General features: G+C 37.9%; 14 protein-coding genes, 1 riboswitch and 1 other annotated feature. Of the genes, 12 read left to right on the top strand and 2 right to left on the bottom strand.

What is annotated here, in order from left to right:
* Positions 1–95: 95 nt before the first annotated feature.
* A complete protein-coding gene (gene ltaE, locus TY11_RS13805) occupies positions 96–1,115 on the bottom strand; it encodes a low-specificity L-threonine aldolase (RefSeq protein ID WP_042147273.1) in 1,020 nt (339 codons plus the stop codon).
* A gap of 327 nt (positions 1,116–1,442) precedes the next feature.
* Positions 1,443–1,546: riboswitch (purine riboswitch) on the top strand.
* Between the two features lie 241 nt (positions 1,547–1,787).
* On the opposite strand from ltaE, the gene TY11_RS13800 reads away from it, so the two are divergent.
* The 11 genes from TY11_RS13800 (at position 1,788) to TY11_RS13750 (ending at position 14,005) form a co-directional block, all read left to right on the top strand.
* Complete coding sequence (locus TY11_RS13800; protein WP_042147270.1) at positions 1,788–2,621, top strand: ABC transporter permease; 834 nt, start codon at positions 1,788–1,790, stop codon at positions 2,619–2,621.
* Positions 2,614–3,393 carry an ABC transporter permease gene (locus tag TY11_RS13795; RefSeq protein WP_042147267.1) on the top strand — a complete coding sequence of 260 codons (780 nt, stop codon included), beginning with the start codon at positions 2,614–2,616 and terminating at the stop codon, positions 3,391–3,393. Before TY11_RS13800 ends, TY11_RS13795 begins: the two co-directional genes overlap by 8 nt.
* Before the next feature lie 17 nt (positions 3,394–3,410).
* A complete protein-coding gene (locus tag TY11_RS13790; RefSeq protein WP_042147264.1) occupies positions 3,411–4,451 on the top strand; it encodes an ABC transporter ATP-binding protein in 1,041 nt (346 codons plus the stop codon).
* A gap of 131 nt (positions 4,452–4,582) precedes the next feature.
* On the top strand, positions 4,583–5,632 hold the full coding sequence (locus tag TY11_RS13785; RefSeq protein WP_042147261.1) for an ABC transporter substrate-binding protein: 1,050 nt from the start codon (positions 4,583–4,585) through the stop codon (positions 5,630–5,632).
* Positions 5,633–5,701: 69 nt separating this feature from the next.
* The gene (locus TY11_RS13780; protein ID WP_042147258.1) at positions 5,702–7,411 is read left to right on the top strand and encodes an adenine deaminase C-terminal domain-containing protein; all 1,710 of its coding nucleotides are present in this window, start codon (positions 5,702–5,704) and stop codon (positions 7,409–7,411) included.
* Complete coding sequence (locus TY11_RS13775; RefSeq protein WP_042147254.1) at positions 7,408–8,721, top strand: amidohydrolase; 1,314 nt, start codon at positions 7,408–7,410, stop codon at positions 8,719–8,721. Before TY11_RS13780 ends, TY11_RS13775 begins: the two co-directional genes overlap by 4 nt.
* A 145-nt stretch (positions 8,722–8,866) precedes the next feature.
* Positions 8,867–9,916: a 2,3-butanediol dehydrogenase gene (locus TY11_RS13770; protein ID WP_042147251.1), complete on the top strand. Its 1,050-nt coding sequence runs from the start codon at positions 8,867–8,869 to the stop codon at positions 9,914–9,916.
* A gap of 491 nt (positions 9,917–10,407) precedes the next feature.
* Positions 10,408–11,580 carry an MFS transporter gene (locus TY11_RS13765; RefSeq protein WP_042147249.1) on the top strand — a complete coding sequence of 391 codons (1,173 nt, stop codon included), beginning with the start codon at positions 10,408–10,410 and terminating at the stop codon, positions 11,578–11,580.
* A 472-nt stretch (positions 11,581–12,052) separates the two neighbouring features.
* A complete protein-coding gene (locus TY11_RS13760; RefSeq protein WP_042147247.1) occupies positions 12,053–12,625 on the top strand; it encodes a bifunctional transcriptional activator/DNA repair enzyme AdaA in 573 nt (190 codons plus the stop codon).
* A complete protein-coding gene (locus TY11_RS13755; RefSeq protein WP_042147244.1) occupies positions 12,622–13,530 on the top strand; it encodes a DNA-3-methyladenine glycosylase 2 in 909 nt (302 codons plus the stop codon). Before TY11_RS13760 ends, TY11_RS13755 begins: the two co-directional genes overlap by 4 nt.
* Entirely contained in the window at positions 13,523–14,005 is a 483-nt protein-coding gene (locus TY11_RS13750) for a methylated-DNA--[protein]-cysteine S-methyltransferase (protein WP_042147242.1), read from the top strand. Before TY11_RS13755 ends, TY11_RS13750 begins: the two co-directional genes overlap by 8 nt.
* A gap of 29 nt (positions 14,006–14,034) precedes the next feature.
* Here TY11_RS13750 and TY11_RS13745 read toward each other — a convergent pair whose 3' ends face one another.
* Positions 14,035–14,214: a hypothetical protein gene (locus TY11_RS13745; RefSeq protein ID WP_042147240.1), complete on the bottom strand. Its 180-nt coding sequence runs from the start codon at positions 14,212–14,214 to the stop codon at positions 14,035–14,037.
* Positions 14,215–14,545: 331 nt separating this feature from the next.
* Positions 14,546–14,802: a binding site (T-box leader), on the top strand.
* Between the two features lie 113 nt (positions 14,803–14,915).
* On the opposite strand from TY11_RS13745, the gene ileS reads away from it, so the two are divergent.
* Positions 14,916–18,008 (top strand): isoleucine--tRNA ligase, encoded by a 3,093-nt coding sequence (gene ileS, locus TY11_RS13740; protein ID WP_042147237.1) that lies wholly within the window; start codon positions 14,916–14,918, stop codon positions 18,006–18,008.
* Positions 18,009–18,084 lie beyond the last annotated feature (76 nt).

Genomic DNA, 18,084 nt, shown 5'->3' with positions numbered 1-18,084 from the left:
ATTAGAAGAAAAAGAAAAACATAGGGATAAATAAAGGTGCTTTCACTCCCTAAAATATATCAATAAGTACATAAATTAAGAAGTGACAGCACCATTTATACGATTTCCTGCACCGCAACTAAAGCTTTATCAATATCCTCACTTGTTACATCATAATGCGTAACAAAACGAATCGTATCTAATCCAAATACACCTGCTAAAACACCTTTATATTTTAAGGCATCAACAAACGATTCAGGAGTATGTTTGGTTTCTTTTACGTTGATGATAATTATATTGGTTTCTACTTTGTTTTCTACTTTAATTCCATCAATGTTGGCTAAACCATCAGCTAATAACTTGGCATGAACATGATCCTCTGCTAAGCGATCAATGTTCTCCTCTAATGCAATTAAACCAGGGGCAGCAATAATTCCAACTTGTCTTAAGCCCCCACCTAACATCTTACGCCATTTCCTAGCACGATTAATAAACTCTTCCGTTCCAGCAATGATAGATCCCACTGGTGCACCAAGGCCCTTCGATAGGCAGAATTGTACGGAATCAGCGTTTTTCGCATATTCTTTCACCGATATTCCGGAAGCCACCTGTGCATTAAATAGTCTTGCCCCGTCAAGATGGACTTGAAGATTATTCTCTTTAGCTATCTGGTTTATGGCCTGCATATTGCTCAAAGGTAGTACGGCTCCCCCTGCTAAGTTATGGGTGTTTTCTATGCAAATTAAAGAGGTAGTTGGATAATGAATATTCTCTGAACGAATCGAATTCTTTACTTCGACTGGATCCATTGCTCCATTCATACCTGGAATCGGACGTACTTGGACATTGGCTAAAGTGGAAAACCCACCAACCTCATAGATGTAAATATGTGAACTTGCTTCCAAAATAACTTCTTCACCAGGTCTACAATGGGTTAAGGCAGCAATTTGGTTTCCTTGTGTTCCACTAGTCACAAAAAGCGCTTTCTCTTTTCCGAGTAGTTCTGCTGCCTTGTCTTCTAATCTATTAACGGTAGGATCCTCCTCGTAGACATCGTCTCCTACTTCGGCTTCGTACGCTGCCTTACGCATGACCTCGGTTGGTTTCGTTACGGTGTCACTTCTTAGGTCAATCATTCTACTACCACCTTTCTAAACGTTTCTATTTATTATTAGTTTAATATTATCATACTGTTCAGTGATTCATCATTCTGATATACCATGTATTTCATTAGAGGGTAATGGATAACAAGCTGATAGTTTCTTATTAAATAATTCTAGCATATATATTTTCTTTCAACCGTCTAATAAAAGTAACAAAGGGACGGACCTCTTGCTTCATCATACTGAAACAGTGACTCCAGTCCTATTTTTCACAATAGTAAAATCCGAACATTAACGAGTCTTTTTGAGAAAATGTTCATTTTTCTATTGCTAGACGAATGAATTTCTGATATAGTAGCAAGGTAAATTTAATAAGTTACTCGTATATGCTTAGTAATATGGTCTGAGCGTTTCTACCTGGTTCCCATTGTAAGAACTAGACTACGAGTTAAAGTATATAGGCGCCCGGATATTTCGTTGCACACCTAATTATTTGGTGTGGAATGGAATTAGGCACCATGTTTTTACTTTGACTCTAAAGGTCTAGAAAAGGTAGATTTGCTTCTACCATTTCTAGACCTTTTTTTGCAGATAGGAAAGTATAAAAATCTTTCCCGCCTGCATAAGAAAAACTTACTCATTCACAAAAGGACGAGCAAATGCGAGTTTTTCTACTCGGGTACTACATTGTAAGGAGGACATCACATGAAAAATAAGGCCCCGTTTATCTTGCTAACACCAGGACTGATTCTATTAATCGTCTTTATGTTTCTACCTTTAGTTACCATTATTTGGCCAACTTTTTATGATGGGAAATTAACGTTTGGTTCATACCTATCATTTTTTCAAGATAACTATAATTTAAGTGTTTTTTGGCGGACATTACGAGTATCACTTATTGTAACGCTGATCTGTATTTTATTAGGAGTTCCCACTGCCTATTATATTGCCCGAACATCCAAAAAATGGCGTGGATTAATGATGGCAATGTCGCTATTTCCATTGCTAACGAATTCGGTGATTCGTAGTTTTGCTTGGATTAATATCCTTGGTACGAATGGTGTAATAAATGATTTTCTGATGAAATTAGGTATTATTACAGAACCTATTAAAATGCTCTATACGGACTCTGCCATTGTTGTTGGATCTGTATACTTATTTCTACCACTTATGATCATTACACTAGTTGGAGTCATCGAAAACATTGATTTGGAAATGGTGGAAGCAGCAGAAACGTTAGGAGCAAACCGACTTACTGCCTTTATGAAGGTGGTGTTGCCATTGAGTTTACCTGGTATTATCGTAGGAAGTATTCTCGTATTCTCAGGAACCTTGTCTGCCTATACTACACCACAATTACTTGGTGGAAATCAAAACATGATGCTGTCTACATTCCTTTATCAAAATGCTATGACACTGGGAAACTGGCAAAGCGCCGGAGTGATTGCTTTGATTATGATTGTGACGACAATTATTGTAATGAAACTGTTTAATATGATAGCAGCAAAATTTGATAAGCGAGGTGGAGAACATGCGTAAACAACGTGGTCTTTCCATTATATCCATGCTCGTGTTCGCATTCTTAATTATTCCAATGATCATCATTGTGGTGACATCCTTTGGTGAAAATCCAAGCATTCAATTTCCAATCCAAGGATTTACATTTGATTGGTATCTTAATGTATTTGAAACAAACTCCTTAATACAGAGTTTCTTCCTGAGTATACAAATTTCGATGATTGCAACGATACTAGCATTACTTGTTGGTATTCCTGCTGCCTATGCGTTGGCACGCTACTCAGTTAAAGGGCGAGACATACTGAAAAGCTTCTTTTTATCACCAGCGATGATTCCAGGAGTTGTTATTGGATATGCTTTATTTCAATTTATTGTTATTCAATTTCAAATGCCAATCTTCCAAGGATTATTACTAGGACATTTCTTAATTAGTCTTCCTTATATCATACGAGTGGTTGGTTCGAGCTTGGAACAGTTGGACTTTTCTATAGAAGAAGTAGCCTGGACTTTGGGATGTACAAGAGTTAGGGCGTTTGTGAAAATAGTTTTACCGAATATTCAAGCGGGTATTTTTGCTTCATTTATGCTGGCTTTCATTAACTCATTCAACAATATTCCAGTCTCCCAGTTTTTATCTGGACCAGGTGTAACAGCATTGCCGACATCACTAATGAATTATATCGAATATAACTATGATCCGACTGTGTCGGCACTGTCTGTTTTATTAATGGTTGGAACAGTGATACTTATGTATATTATTGAAAAAACACTTGGCTTAGCTAGTATTTCTTAAATGAGGAGAGGACAACGATGACATACGTTGATTTGAAAGATATTCGAGTCAGTTATGACGGAAAAAATAATATATTAAAAGATTTGAATCTATCCATAGAAAAAGGGGAACTTGTATCATTACTTGGACCATCCGGCTGTGGAAAAACAACGACATTGCGAGTAATAGCAGGACTAATCGAACCAAATGATGGTGATTTTGTCGTGGACAACAAGAATTTAACGCGTGTTCCTGTCCATAAACGTAACTTCGGAATGGTGTTTCAAAGTTATGCCCTGTTTCCACACTTAACCGTAAAAGAGAATGTTGGCTTCGGTTTAAAGTTGCGTAAAGAAGATAAAACAACGATGAATCCGAAAATCCAAGATATTTTAGAAGTAACTGGGCTAGCAGAATTAGGGGATCGCTATCCAAAGCAATTATCTGGTGGTCAAAGACAGCGTGTAGCACTGGCCCGTGCACTAGTTATTGAACCAAAACTATTGCTACTTGATGAACCACTTAGTAATTTAGATGCAAAACTTCGGGTACAAATGCGGATTGAAATTAAACGAATCCAGCGAAAATTAGGGATCACTTCTGTTTTTGTCACCCATGACCAAGAGGAATGTTTCTCCATTTCTGATAGAGTAGCTGTCATGAATAACGGGATTATTGAACAATTTGACACGCCAGAAGAAATCTACAACCGACCGAAGACAGAGTTTGTTGCAAGATTTATTGGTTTTGAAAACTTTTTTAACTTAACCAAACAAGGGGAAAAAACATACACAACTTCAGAAGGTCACATGCTGAAAACATCCCAAAGTTGGGATGATACAAAACTCGTAGCAACTATCCGACCAGATGATATCAATATTTTGCCAAAGGGCACAGAGCAGGATACAAATATGATACCGGGAAAAGTTGTCGTCCGTACGTTCCTCGGGAAAAGTTATCAATATGAAGTAGAAACAAACGTAGGGAAAATATTAGTGAATGGCCCTAAAGAAACGGCGTACTCTTCGGGAGAAGAGTTATTGCTACAGTTCCCAGAAGAGAAGTTAATTTTAGTTTAAGCATTTCAAGTAATAAGATTTTTCCTATTTGCCTGCTGAGAGTAAAGGCACTCTTTGGCTTTGATAATAGATAGATAGATAGAAATTAACATCGTATGATGCACATTATATGAATAAAAGGAGAATACAACATGAAAAAATCACTAAAATTAATCAGTTTGACACTAGCAACTACATTGGCGTTAGCAGCATGTGGAACAGGGGATGCAACAGATGACAAGAAACAATTGGTTATCTCAACTTTTGGTCTAAGTGAAGATATTGTCCAAGAAGATGTGTTTGCACCTTTCGAAGAGGAACATAATGTGGATATTATTGTTGAAACAGGAGGTGGTTCGGAGCGGTTTACGAAATTCAAAAACAATCCGAACTCCTCTGTAGATATTATTGAGTTGTCTCAATCCAGTGCATCAGAAGGAAATGAACTAGGGTTATTCGAGGAAGTAGATACGGAAAAAGTACCGAATATGGATTTATTAATTCCTGCTGCAAAGGAGCTATCAGCAAATGGTGCTGGACCTGCGTACACGGTTAACAGTATTGGTATTATTTACAACGAAGAAGCAGCTGGTATGAAAATTGATGAATGGAGCGACCTATGGGATCCTTCATTGAAAGGAAAAATATCGATTCCTGATATTGCAACAACATTTGGACCAGCTATGATCTATATGGCAAGTGATTACAAAGAAGTAAACATTGAGGATGATAACGGGAAAGCAGCATTTGAAGCATTAAAGGAGTTATCTCCAAACATTGTTAAGACGTATAGTAAATCTTCTGACTTAGCAAATACGTTCCAAACGGGTGAAATTGCAGTTGCCGTTATTGGAGACTTCGCCATTCCAGTTATCTCAGAAGCAAATCCGGAAGTACAATATGTAGTGCCAGACTCTGGAACTTATGCAAACTTCAATACCATGAATATCAATAAAAATTCCGAGAACAAAGATCTAGCATATAAATTCCTGAACTGGAGAATTAATCAAGAGCTACAGGAAACAACTGCTGTTTCTCTAAATGAAGCACCAACAAATGAAGAAGTAACATTAACGGATGAAGTAGCGAAAAATAAAACATATGGTGAAATTGCCCAAAATGCCAAAGCCATTAATTTCACATTCGTTAATAATCAAATGGAACAATGGATCAAAGATTGGAATCAAATTATTAACCAATAACAAATTAATAGATGAAGAGAGAGGTTGTCATGGACTTCCTCTTTTTTCATGAAAGAGAGGAATGTTTGGATGAAGGTAGATCTTCTTATTCGCCAGGCAAACGTTTTTAATACGTTCTTAAAACAATTTGAAGTAAAAGATATTGGAGTTGTCGATGGAAAATTCTTTTTTGCAAACACAATTGATTGGTCTACAGTAAATGTTAAAGAAACCATTGACGGAAGTGGTAGGTACATGATTCCAGGACTGATAGATATTCATATGCATATCGAAAGTTCCATGGTTCCACCATCCATTTTTTCAAAGGCAGCACTTACCTATGGGGTAACTACTGTTGTGGCGGACCCACATGAAATTGCGAATGTATTTGGATTAGAAGGAATGAAGGCATTTTTAAAGGAAGAAACGGAGATGGATATTTTCTATGCGATTCCTTCCTCTGTTCCATCCACAACGACAGCATTAGAAACCACTGGTGGTGTAATCGGTCTTGAGGAGGTTCGGGAATTATTAGAACATCCTAGGGTTATCGCACTTGGTGAGGCAATGAATTTTAAGGGGATTGTCCATGAACCGGATTCTTTGATTCGAAAAATCTTACGGGAAACACAGGTAAAGCAACCATTCATGCCAATTGAAGGCCATGTGCCAGACGTGACTGGAGAAGACTTAGCTCGATTTTTATTTGCCGGAATTACGGCTGACCATACTCAGCAAACGCCATCATCCATCTATGAAAAAATTACGAATGGTATTTTTATTGAATTACAGAAAAAATCAATCACAAAAGAAAATATCGCTGTAATCAACGACAATCAATTTTATGAGTACACAGCAATCATAACCGATGATGTGATGGCAGATGATTTGTTAGACGGACATTTGAATACTAACGTAAAACTAGCAATTGAATGTGGACTACCAGCAGAACAAGCCATTTACATGTCAACCTATACACCAGCAAGAAGGATGGGTTTCCAAGATAGAGGAGCGATTGTAGCTGGTTTTCAGGCAGATTTTATTTTACTGGATGAATTAGAAACATTTACGATACATTCCGTCTATAAAGATGGTAAACAAGTCCACGAAAAAGGGAAATCCATTGGTTATCCAGAGCAGAAACCGAGCTATCCCCCACATTTCTATCAATCTGTACAAGGAAAAGGATGGACACGAGAAGATTTACAGTTTGCCGTTTCAGGAGAAAGAGTAATTTGTAATGTCATTCAAAAAAGTGATGTAGGAACATTTACGAAACGAGTGCAGCGGGAAGTAGCAGTAAAAGATGGCTACCTTGATTGGGAAGCTAGTGGTCTGAGCTTATTAGTTGTGATGGAGCGCTATGGAAAAAATGGAAATCTATCCTTTGCGCTTGTTGAAAATGGACTGAAGGAAAAAGGGGCCATCGGTACAACATGGGCACATGATCACCATAATTTAATGGTGATGGGGACTTCTGCTCTAGATATGGTCGTCGCACAACAGGAACTTCTTCGGGAAAATGGCGGATATGTTGTTGTACAGAATCAAAGAATTATTGGAAATTGTCCATTGCCAATTGGTGGTATATTAAGTGGTGCTCCTATTCAGCAGCTTGGAAGTGATTTACAGGTAGTTCGTCAAGGAATGGTAGACTTAGGTTATGTGAATACAAATGAAATTATGTCGTTTTCCACCTTGTCCTTACCTGTATCCCCTACAATAAAAATAACAGATCGAGGCATGTTAGATGTACGAACACACGAAATCATTCCATTCATTGAGAGGGTAATACGATGAGAACCGTCATTAAAAATGTTTATGTTCTTACAATGAATGAGAAAATGGATGTTTATGAACATGGATTTATAGGATTTGAAGATGGACAGATTATAGATGTTGGACCGATGTCTGAATTACGTCATTCTTATGATACGGTTATTGAAGGGAAGGGAGCAATTGCGATTCCTGGTATGGTGAATTGCCATACTCATGTAGGAATGATTCCTTTTCGTTCTTTAGGAGATGATTACCATGATAGATTGCGCCGGTTTCTTTTTCCACTAGAAAAGGAATGTATGACAAAGGAGTTAGCATACCATAGTGCGAAGTATGCCATTGCTGAGATGCAATTAGCCGGGATTACAACATTTATGGATATGTACTATTTTGAGGATTCGATTGCTAAAGCAACCGATGAAATGGGAGCACGTGCCATTTTAGGTGAAACGGTAATCGATTTTCCAACCTGTGACACGACAGAGGCACATGGCGGATTACACTATGCAAAGAGCTATATTCCGAATTGGTTAGGGCATGACCGGATTACCCCTGCTATCGCACCACATGCACCCAATACAAATTCAAAGGAAGCATTAATAGAAGCGAATCGGATTGCTGCCGAATGTAATGTACCGATGACGATGCATGTCAGTGAAATGGATTACGAAATGGATTATTTCCAAGAGACTTATCGTATGTCACCAGTTAGCTTTTTAGAAAGTATCGGACTGTTAAATGACCGATTTGTGTTAGCACATGGTATTCACCTATCCGATTCAGACATCGAGATATTACGTAAATACCAGGTGAAAATAGCGCATTGTATTGGAGCGAATACAAAATCGGCAAAAGGTGTTGCAAGAGTAAGAGAAATGCTAGAAAAGGGATTAACAATTGGACTTGGAACGGACGGACCAAGTAGTGGAAATACATTGGATTTATTTACACAAATGAAGCTATTTGCTAATTTTCATAAAACAGAACTAAAAGACCGCACAGCATTCCCTGCAAAAGAAATTGTAAAACTAGCAACAATTGGAGGAGCTGGTGTTCTTGGCTTGTCAGATAAAATTGGATCATTAGAACTTAACAAAAAAGCAGATATTGTGTTGGTGGAAACCGATTCAGTAAACATGTTTCCAATCTTTGACCCATATGCAGTTCTAGTTTATTCTGCTAACGCTAGTAATGTAAGAGACGTATTTGTTGATGGAAAAGCAATTGTTCGCAATAAACAATTGACCCAAACGGGACTTTCCGATATAAGACAAGAACTAGCAAGTCATATGAGGGAATTTACTAATAAAGCAAAGGAATATGCGGAGTAAATTAAAGGTGCCTGCCCCGAAACTTGTCGACCTTCGACAAAATTTGAGGCAGGCACCAATAAAAAACTCCTCATTTGACGAAACCAGTACATACAATGCTATCATTAATTATAGAAACAAATCATAACAACAAGGGGAGATAGAGATGAAAGCAGCTGTTTGGTACAAAGCTAAAGATGTTCGGGTTGAGGAGAGAGACATTCCTGCACTTGAGGATAATGATGTCAAAGTCCGAGTAGCATGGACAGGGATTTGCGGAAGTGATTTACATGAATATTTACATGGTCCGATTACAATCCCAGCTGAAAAACCAGACCCCCTAACAGGAAAAACAGCTCCGATAACATTAGGGCATGAATTTTCTGGAGTGGTGGAAGAAGTTGGCGCGAATGTATCGAAGTATTCAGCAGGAGACCGTGTTGTGATCAATCCATTAATTACTTATGGAAATAAAGAACCTGAATATGATATTTACGATGGTTTTAACTTTGTTGGATTAGGACAAGATGGTGGATTTGCTGATTATGTTGTATTGAATGAAAAACATTTATATACCATTCCTGACAATGTCACACTAGAGGAAGGTGCATTGGTAGAACCAACAGCAGTTGCCCTTCAAGCGTTAAAAGAAGGGAATCTTCAAGAAGGGCAAACAGTAGGTATTTTTGGAGCTGGGCCAATTGGTCTATTAACAGTTTTAGCCGCAAAAGCACAAGGAGCTAAAGAAATTGTTGTGTTTGACCTTTCTGAAGCTAGACTACAAAAGGCAAAAGAGCTAGGTGCCACACATGTGGTGAACTCTGGAGAAAAAGATCCGGTTGAGGCTACAAAAGAACTTATTCGGGCAGGATTTGATGTTACATTTGAAGCGGCAGGTGTGGAAGCAACTGTCAATCAAGCAATTCGTTCTACAACGGCTAGAGGAACAGTTGTCATCATTTCTATTATTGCAAAGCCAATCGCAATTAACCCAATCGACTTAACTAATTCTGGGGTAAAAATTACATCTAGTGCGGCATATGAACCTGATGTGTATCAGAAGACTATTGATTTAATTGCTTCAGGGAAGATTGATGTAAAGCGGGCGATCACAAAGCGAATTCCATTGGATACTATTGTTGAGGATGGTTTTGTAGCGCTTACGAAGGATAAGTCTGAAGTGAAGATATTGGTAGAATTAAGTGGTGAAAAATAAGAAAATGATTTAATTGGTATGGCGAACCACGTGGAAATCTAGTTGGTAAAACAGAGCTTCACGTGGTTAGTTGTTTTTTTAGTAGAATGCCTGACTGGCTCATAACTATTGAATATCGTCCATTATTTTATCATCTGATCCACATTAGATTTTGATTTTATTATTTATACTCTCATCAGTAATTAGATAACCATTTTCTACAAAGATACTCAATTCGTAATAGCCACTTATATCTTTTCATCTATATAGTTTGATAGATGATTTCATTCATATTCCCTTCGTATTACTATTAATTTCTCATTGAACAGTCGTTTTCCTTAGATTATAATTGATTCAAATCAAATAACAAAAAAGTAATGTAGAAAATTAAAAGGAGATGTTGGCATGGCACTATACGCAAGACCTCCTTGTTAAGAATTTGAACATTATCGTTCACGAGCACCCCCATATTCTGATTAACAACGTGCAAACAGAATGGGAGGAGTTTCATCGTGAACTATAGGTCAAACATTTGGAAATTGTATGCTATTCGTTTTTTACAGAGTCTCATACTTGCTTATGTTATTGAAAGGTTATTCTGGGAACAGAGAGGCATGACCATACAAATGGTCGTCTATACAGAAATTATCTATGCCGTTACCGTTGTATTACTGGAGGTTCCGTCGGGTATTATCGCCGACAAATGGGGTCGGAAGAAGATGATCCTGATAGGCGCCTTGTTAGAAAGTGGCATGTTTTTAATACTGATCTTCGCAACGGAATTCTGGCACTTTGCAGTTGCTATCTTTCTATCAGGAATCGCTGGTTCTGCAAGTAGTGGGGCAGGAAATGCATTGCTTTATGATTCGTTGTTGCTAGAAGGAAAGGAACAGTCTTTTGAAAAATTTCTTGGTCGATTGAATGTTTTTAGTGTGATATCAGCAATACTAGCAGCATTGTGTGGGAGTCTGTTGGCTAGTCAGTTTAATTTTGAGTTAAACTATTGGTTATCACTTGCTAGCATGATTGTGTCTGTATGTTTAGTGTTGCTATTGGTTGAGCCAGCTATTAAAAGTGAAGCCGGGGAATCCATTGCATTCAAGGACTATTTTAAAACTTCCGTGCGTTTTTTCAGAACAAATCCGAGCATTTGTCTCGTTGTGTTGTCCGGTATGGTGACCGGTGCAGCCTTAAGTTTTGTTTGGGAATTTTGGCAGCTTTATTTGAATAGGCTGGAGATTCCGGTTGTCTATTTCGGATTAGTTTCGGCCATGTTTATGTTCTTGAGCCTCCCTGGAAATTTACTAGCACATTCGTTGATAAACCGCTTCAAATACAGGACACTGCTTTTGTCTGTTAGTGCTATTTTGACTACAGGGTTCTTATATGTATCGGTTATTAAAAATATCACGGGTTTGGTAGCAATTTCCATTATATTACTGGTTTCGGGAATAATTGAACCCATTGTTAGCGGGTATATGCATCATAGAATGGATTCATCCATGAGAGCAACCATTGATTCGTTTCAATCATTAGGGCAGAATGCTGTGCTTATCTTGACAGGGCTGGGATTTGGATTTTTTTCAACCTATTTTGATGTTTTCGGTGGATTCGGTTTCATTGCCTTCATTTGTGGGATGTTTTTTATTTATTTATTATTTGCTTCAAAAGACAAAATTGAATAGAAATACGGAAACAGGTGCTCATGGAATAGCTGTTTTTATCATTTCTAGTGGTCTGTTTTAATCATGTGGAGGAAACTTGTTTCTTTAATAAGTAGATAACCGGAGAGAATCTCATATTAATCCAGTGGGCAAATTAATCTATTTAGCTAACTTAGTGTTCAAAGGATTAATTATAGTAGAGTAGTTCATTATTACTACTACATTTTGACAGTAATATATAGACAAGAAAGAGTGGGGGGATACCCCTCCACTCACATAAATACATACTCTAGTTAAGGGGGACAGTCCCTTTGTGAATTATCTCACGGAGGGACTGTCCCCCCTTAAGTTGATAGACCATAACAGCAAGAATAAGGACGATTCTATTATTTCCTCTTGTTACAATGGATATAATCAACATTAGGATTTCTTTACCCTGACTAATAATTTGTAATAAGCTTTAAGAAAAGCCTAAAGAAAGTGGGTACAGCCAATGACAGTTGTGAATCTTTCATTTGATGAGATGTGGGATAAGATTATGACTTGTGATGATAAATACGATGGTCTATTCTTTACGGCTGTAAAAACTACCAAAATTTACTGTCGTCCATCCTGTAAATCCAGGAAACCGAAGAAAATAAATGTGGATTTTTATTTTGATAGGAAGGAAGTGGAGAATGCTGGATACCGTGCATGTAAAAGATGTCAGCCGGAAGTGGAGCATTCCCCGCATATAGCACTTGTAAGAGATATCATCACTTTTCTAGTTAATCAATCAAAACAAAAACTACTATTAAAGGATATCTCTGATCATGTTGGGTTAAGTCCCTTTCATCTGGAACGGATTTTTAAACAGGAAACTGGAGAAACACCACGTGCCTATCTAGAAAAAATACGTGTTGATAAAGCTGCTCATCTTCTTAAAACGACAAACCAGACAAATCTAGAAATATGCTATGAGGTTGGATTTCAAAGTCCTTCTAATTTTTATAAAGTATTTCGTCGGAGTAAACATTGTTCCCCTAGTGAATATCGAACGCAAGTAAGTGAGGAGTTAATGTCATGAATTGGATGGACCACGGAAATAGACTTGAGATTTTCCCACCAAAGGAATTCGATTTTAAGGAGTGTCTCATCTTTTTAGGAAGATCAGAAGGAGAGATATTACATCAAATAAAGGATGGATATTTATATAAACTGATTAAAATAAAGGAAGAATTGATTTTACTTAAAATAGGGAGTGAAGAGAATTCCATACAAGTAGTATTTCCAATCGGTATCCCTTCTGAAACTACCCGAGAAAAAGTTGCTGATTATATTTGGGAATGGTTTGATCTCGATCAAAATCTGGGAGATTTTTATGAAATGACCCGAAAAGATGCGATTCTTGACCAAATAGTCCATACCTATTATGGTTTGCGAATTATTTGTATTCCTGATTTATTTGAAGCATTAACATGGGCGATTTTAGGGCAGCAAATTAATTTAACATTTGCTTACACGTTAAAAAAACGTCTCGTTGAACATTACGGAGAGTCTCTTACCTATGAGGGTCAGACCTTTTGGCTATTCCCAACACACGAAAAAATAGCTGAATTAGAAATAGAGGATTTGAGAAAGCTTCAGTTCAGTACAAGGAAGGCAGAATATATTATTGGTGTCGCAGAGGGCATGACTAGCGGACAGTTGACGAAAGAGAAATTGCTTCAACTAAAAGAATATCATCAAGTACATCAATCATTAGTATCCATTAGAGGTATAGGCGCATGGACCGCAGATTATGTAATCATGAAGTGTCTACATAATACTAATGCATTTCCAATTGCTGATGTCGGTCTTCATAATGCACTAAAGCAACAACTCGGACTTGAACGTAAACCAACAATAAAAGAAATTGAAAAGCTGGCAGTAAACTGGAAAGGTTGGGAAGCGTACGCAACCTTTTATCTATGGAGGTCTTTGTATGAGTAAATTACATATGGTGGATTATCAATCACCCATTGGGATTGTGGAAATAGTTGGGACGGAGGATGCTATTGTTTCTATTCTATTTACGAAGAAGGAGAAACAAGAACATGTAATGCAAGGTGATACTCCAAATGTTTTGGAGCTTTGCTGTCTACAATTAGATGAGTATTTTAAAGGTAAGCGGAGTACATTTTCATTTCCTTACCTTGCTCAGGGGACAGATTTTCAACAAACGGTATGGAATGCTTTAAAACAGATACCCTACGCGGAAACGGGATCTTATAAGGATATTGCAGTTGCTATTGGGAATGAAAAAGCCATCCGAGCTGTTGGAAGTGCGAATGGCAAAAATAAGTTAAGTATTGTTATTCCTTGTCATCGGATTATTGGTTCCGATGGGAAGTTGACTGGGTATGCTGGTGGGTTATGGAGGAAAGAATGGTTGCTTGAGCATGAGAGGGCTTTTAAAAAGGAATGAACCCTAAAGGGATTCTCCTTTAGGGTTCATTAGTATCGGAATTGTTCCATTTCTTCTTTTGTTAAATCTTGCGGATCAATACCTCGTTCTTTGCTGTATTTACTCATATCTCGAAAATGGATTCTTGGAGGTGGACCATCTCGTATGACATATTTCCCGTCTGGATGGAGTTGGTTATATTCATTCATGAGCTTTTGGAAATCAGTCATTCCATCATATCCCTTCTAGTTACGACATTAGGGATTCATAATTTTAAAAAGGTGGTAATTCCCAATAAGCAAGCCAATAGCCATTACTTAGAAAAGTTACTTATTATTTCTTTCACCTTTTCCACCTGGGTTTCCTCCTCATTTGTTAAGTTTAAATATGTTACGTCCAATATAGCTAAAAACCGCAATTGGTAAAATAGGGATTCGGTATTTTTCGTAGAGGTGGGACCAAGGGGTCTACCGTATAGAAGCATAATTCTTTAGATATTTATCATAATACCCATTGACAATCATATGTTTCTCCTTTAATCTTTAACTTAATATAAGCCGGTTAAATTCGTTGACGAGAACGAGTAGGCATGAATTCTGAACTCCAGAGAGTTGGCGGATGGTGAAAGCCAATGTTCAGTTCATGGTCGAAAATCCTCTCCGAGAAGGAAAGCTGAAAATCTTATTGTTTAAGCTTTCCCGGGTATCCGCCGTTAAAAGGATCGCGTATGATAGTACGCTGAATGAGTGCTGGACTTTTGCCACGGATTGGCAACTTCCAGAATCAGGGTGGTAACACGGGTAAAACTCGTCCCTATTATAGGGACGAGTTTTTTTGTTTGTTAGTGAAGATGCCACCACAGCCAACTAATTTTCTTGCGACGAAAGGATTTATTCCAACCGGACTTCTAATTTTAAAGGAGTGAATGGAAATGAAACGAGTGGGCAGTATTGAATCCGCAGTACAACGTGAAAACCGAGTGAAAGCTATTTGGAAAGAGGAAAGTACATTACGAAAGTCTATTGAAAATCGCGAAGGAAATGAAACCTTTGTCTTCTATGAAGGACCACCAACTGCAAATGGTTTACCTCATGCTGGGCATGTTCTAGGAAGAGTCATCAAGGATTTCATTGGGCGGTACAAAACGATGCAAGGCTATCAAGTAATTCGAAAAGCGGGATGGGATACGCATGGACTCCCAGTTGAGCTTGGTGTGGAGAAGAAGATAGGAATCTCTGGAAAGAAAGATATTGAGGCATTCGGTGTAGAGAAGTTTATTGAGGAATGTAAAAAGAGCGTGTTTGACTATGAAAGAGAATGGCGCAATTTTACAGAGGCAATTGGATACTGGGTAGATATGGATGATCCGTATATTACGTTGGAGAATAATTACATCGAAAGTGTTTGGTATATATTATCAACGATCCATGAAAAAGGTTTACTAACAAAAGGACATCGAGTAACACCGTACTGCCCAAACTGTCAAACGTCTTTAAGCTCTCATGAAGTTGCTCAAGGCTATAAAGATGTAAAGGATTTATCAGTGACAGCAAAGTTCAAGGTAAAAGATACCGAGAATGAATACTTTCTTGGATGGACAACGACACCTTGGACACTGCCTGGAAATGTAGCACTTGCAGTCCATGAGAATCTAGATTATGTAAAAGTTAATCAAGGGGAAGCCATATACATCGTTGCCGAAAATCTTGTAGAAAAAATATTTGACGGTGATTACGAGGTGCTTAGTAACCATAAAGGTAGCGAATTCGTTGGTCTTTATTATGAACCGCCATTTAACTTCTTAACATTAAAATACGGCCACCAAGTTATTGCAGCTGATTTTGTAACAGATACTAGTGGAACAGGTATTGTCCACCTTGCACCAGCATATGGGGAAGATGATTATAAGGCAGTTTTAGAAAATGGACTTGATTTCGTAAATGTTATTGACGAATCTGGTTGTTATACTGCTGAGATAACACCTCTTACTGGGGAGTTTGCAAAAGATAGTGATGTGAAAATCCTTAAAATGCTCGCTGACAAGGGATTGTTATTTTCTAAGGAAAAGTATGAGCATAGCTACCCACACTGCTGGCGATGTGATTCACCGCTTATCTACTATGCGATGGAAGGCTGGTTTATCAAAACAACTGAAATAAAGGATACGATCATCCAAAATAATGAAACAATCCATTGGCATCCGAAGCATATGAAGCATGGTCGGTTTGGTAATTTCCTGGAAAATATGGTGGACTGGAATATCGGTCGTAATCGTTATTGGGGAACACCACTTAATGTTTGGATCTGTGATAGCTGTGAACATCAATACGCGCCAAAGAGTATTCAAGATTTAAAAGCTCAGGCTAAAGGGACAGTCCCTCATGACCTGGAATTGCATAAACCATATGTTGATGAAGTGACATTGGTCTGCCCATCGTGTCAAGGGGAAATGAAACGAACTAAAGAGGTTATTGATGTTTGGTTTGATAGTGGATCCATGCCATTTGCCCAATATCATTACCCATTTGAAAATAAAGAGCTTTTCGAAAAACAGTTTCCTGCTGATGTTGTCGTTGAAGGCGTTGATCAAACGCGAGGATGGTTTTATAGTCTTTTAACCGTATCTTCCTTGTTTACAGGAAAACCTTCCTATAAACGAGTGCTATCGCTTGGGCATATTTTAGATGAAGAGGGACAGAAAATGTCTAAGAGTAAGGGGAATGTCATCAATCCGATGGAACTTGTAGAGAAATATGGTGCCGATGCTTTACGGTGGTCATTACTTGTGGACAGTGCGCCATGGAACAATAAACGATTCTCAGCAAACATTGTCAGTCAAGCAAAGTCGAAATTGGTGGATACACTAGCAAATATCCATTCCTTCTTAACCATGTATGCAGAAATAGACCAATTCAATCCAGAAATACACGGGTCAGGCAAAAAAACACGATTAGATAACTGGGTATTATCAAGACTTCACACCGTAACAAAAAGAGTAATCAACTATGTAGATGATTATGATTTCAATCCTGCCGCTAGAGAGCTTGCTCTATTTGTAGATGAGGTTAGCAATTGGTATATCCGCCGCTCGCGGGGGCGCTTTTGGAGTGAGGGGATGAATGAGGATAAGCTAGCTGCCTACCATACCTTGTATGAAGTTCTAGAAAAACTCAGTAGATTGCTTGCACCATTTATACCATTCATTACCGATGACATCCATCGTAACTTAACAGGAAAAAGTGTTCATTTAGTAGACTTTCCAGTGGTGAATGATGTGCTTATTAATGAAAAATTAGAAAAAGAAATGGATGGGGTGCTGCAAGTCGTGGAACTTGCTAGAAGTACTCGAAACGCAGCCAATATCAAAACTAAGCAGCCACTTTCAGAATTAATGATTGTTGGGGAAAAAGAAAACACTGAATTCCTACTAGAGTATAGCAATATAATTCTAGATGAAATCAATGTGAAGCGGATTATTATCGAAGAACAAGCGGGGGATTCATTGGAATACGAGATAAAATTAAATTTCCCTACAGCAGGACCAAAACTAGGGAAAAATATCGGAGAAGTACAACGCGCATTACAAGCTCTTTCACACGAAGAACGAAAAAGTGTTGTAGAGAAAGGCTATTTTGCATACATTACTCCTTCAGGTGAAACTCTACAAGTGGAAAAAGAAGATCTTCTAGTAAGCACCAAACCAAGGACTGGGATGGAACTGGCAGATAATGAAACCTATTCCGTATTCCTAACCACAGTAGTAGATGAAAACTTACGAAAAGAAGGTCTTGCCAGAGAGCTTATTCGTGCAGTACAGCTGTATCGTAAGGAATTGAATCTACCAGTTGAAAAACGTGTGAACTTAACGTTTGATGTCAGTGATTTTATGAAGACGGTAATAGGCGAGCATCAAGAACTTTTAGAAAGTAACCTCTTGGTTAGGGAAATGGATTTCGGGAAAGAGCCAAATATGAAATATATTGAGGTTAGTGATGATACTGTTGGGATCGTTATAGGGGAATAATAAACGAATGTATAAAAGCCAGAAATCAAAAATGATTTCTGGCTTTTATCGTGTTCCTAAAATAGCTATGCCTCTA

Source organism: Paucisalibacillus algeriensis, from assembly GCF_000577245.1.
In the GTDB taxonomy this organism is placed as follows: Bacteria; Bacillota; Bacilli; order Bacillales; family Amphibacillaceae; genus Ornithinibacillus.
The sequence above is the reverse complement of the archived record's forward strand: the minus strand, read 5'-3'. Positions and strand labels throughout refer to the sequence as shown.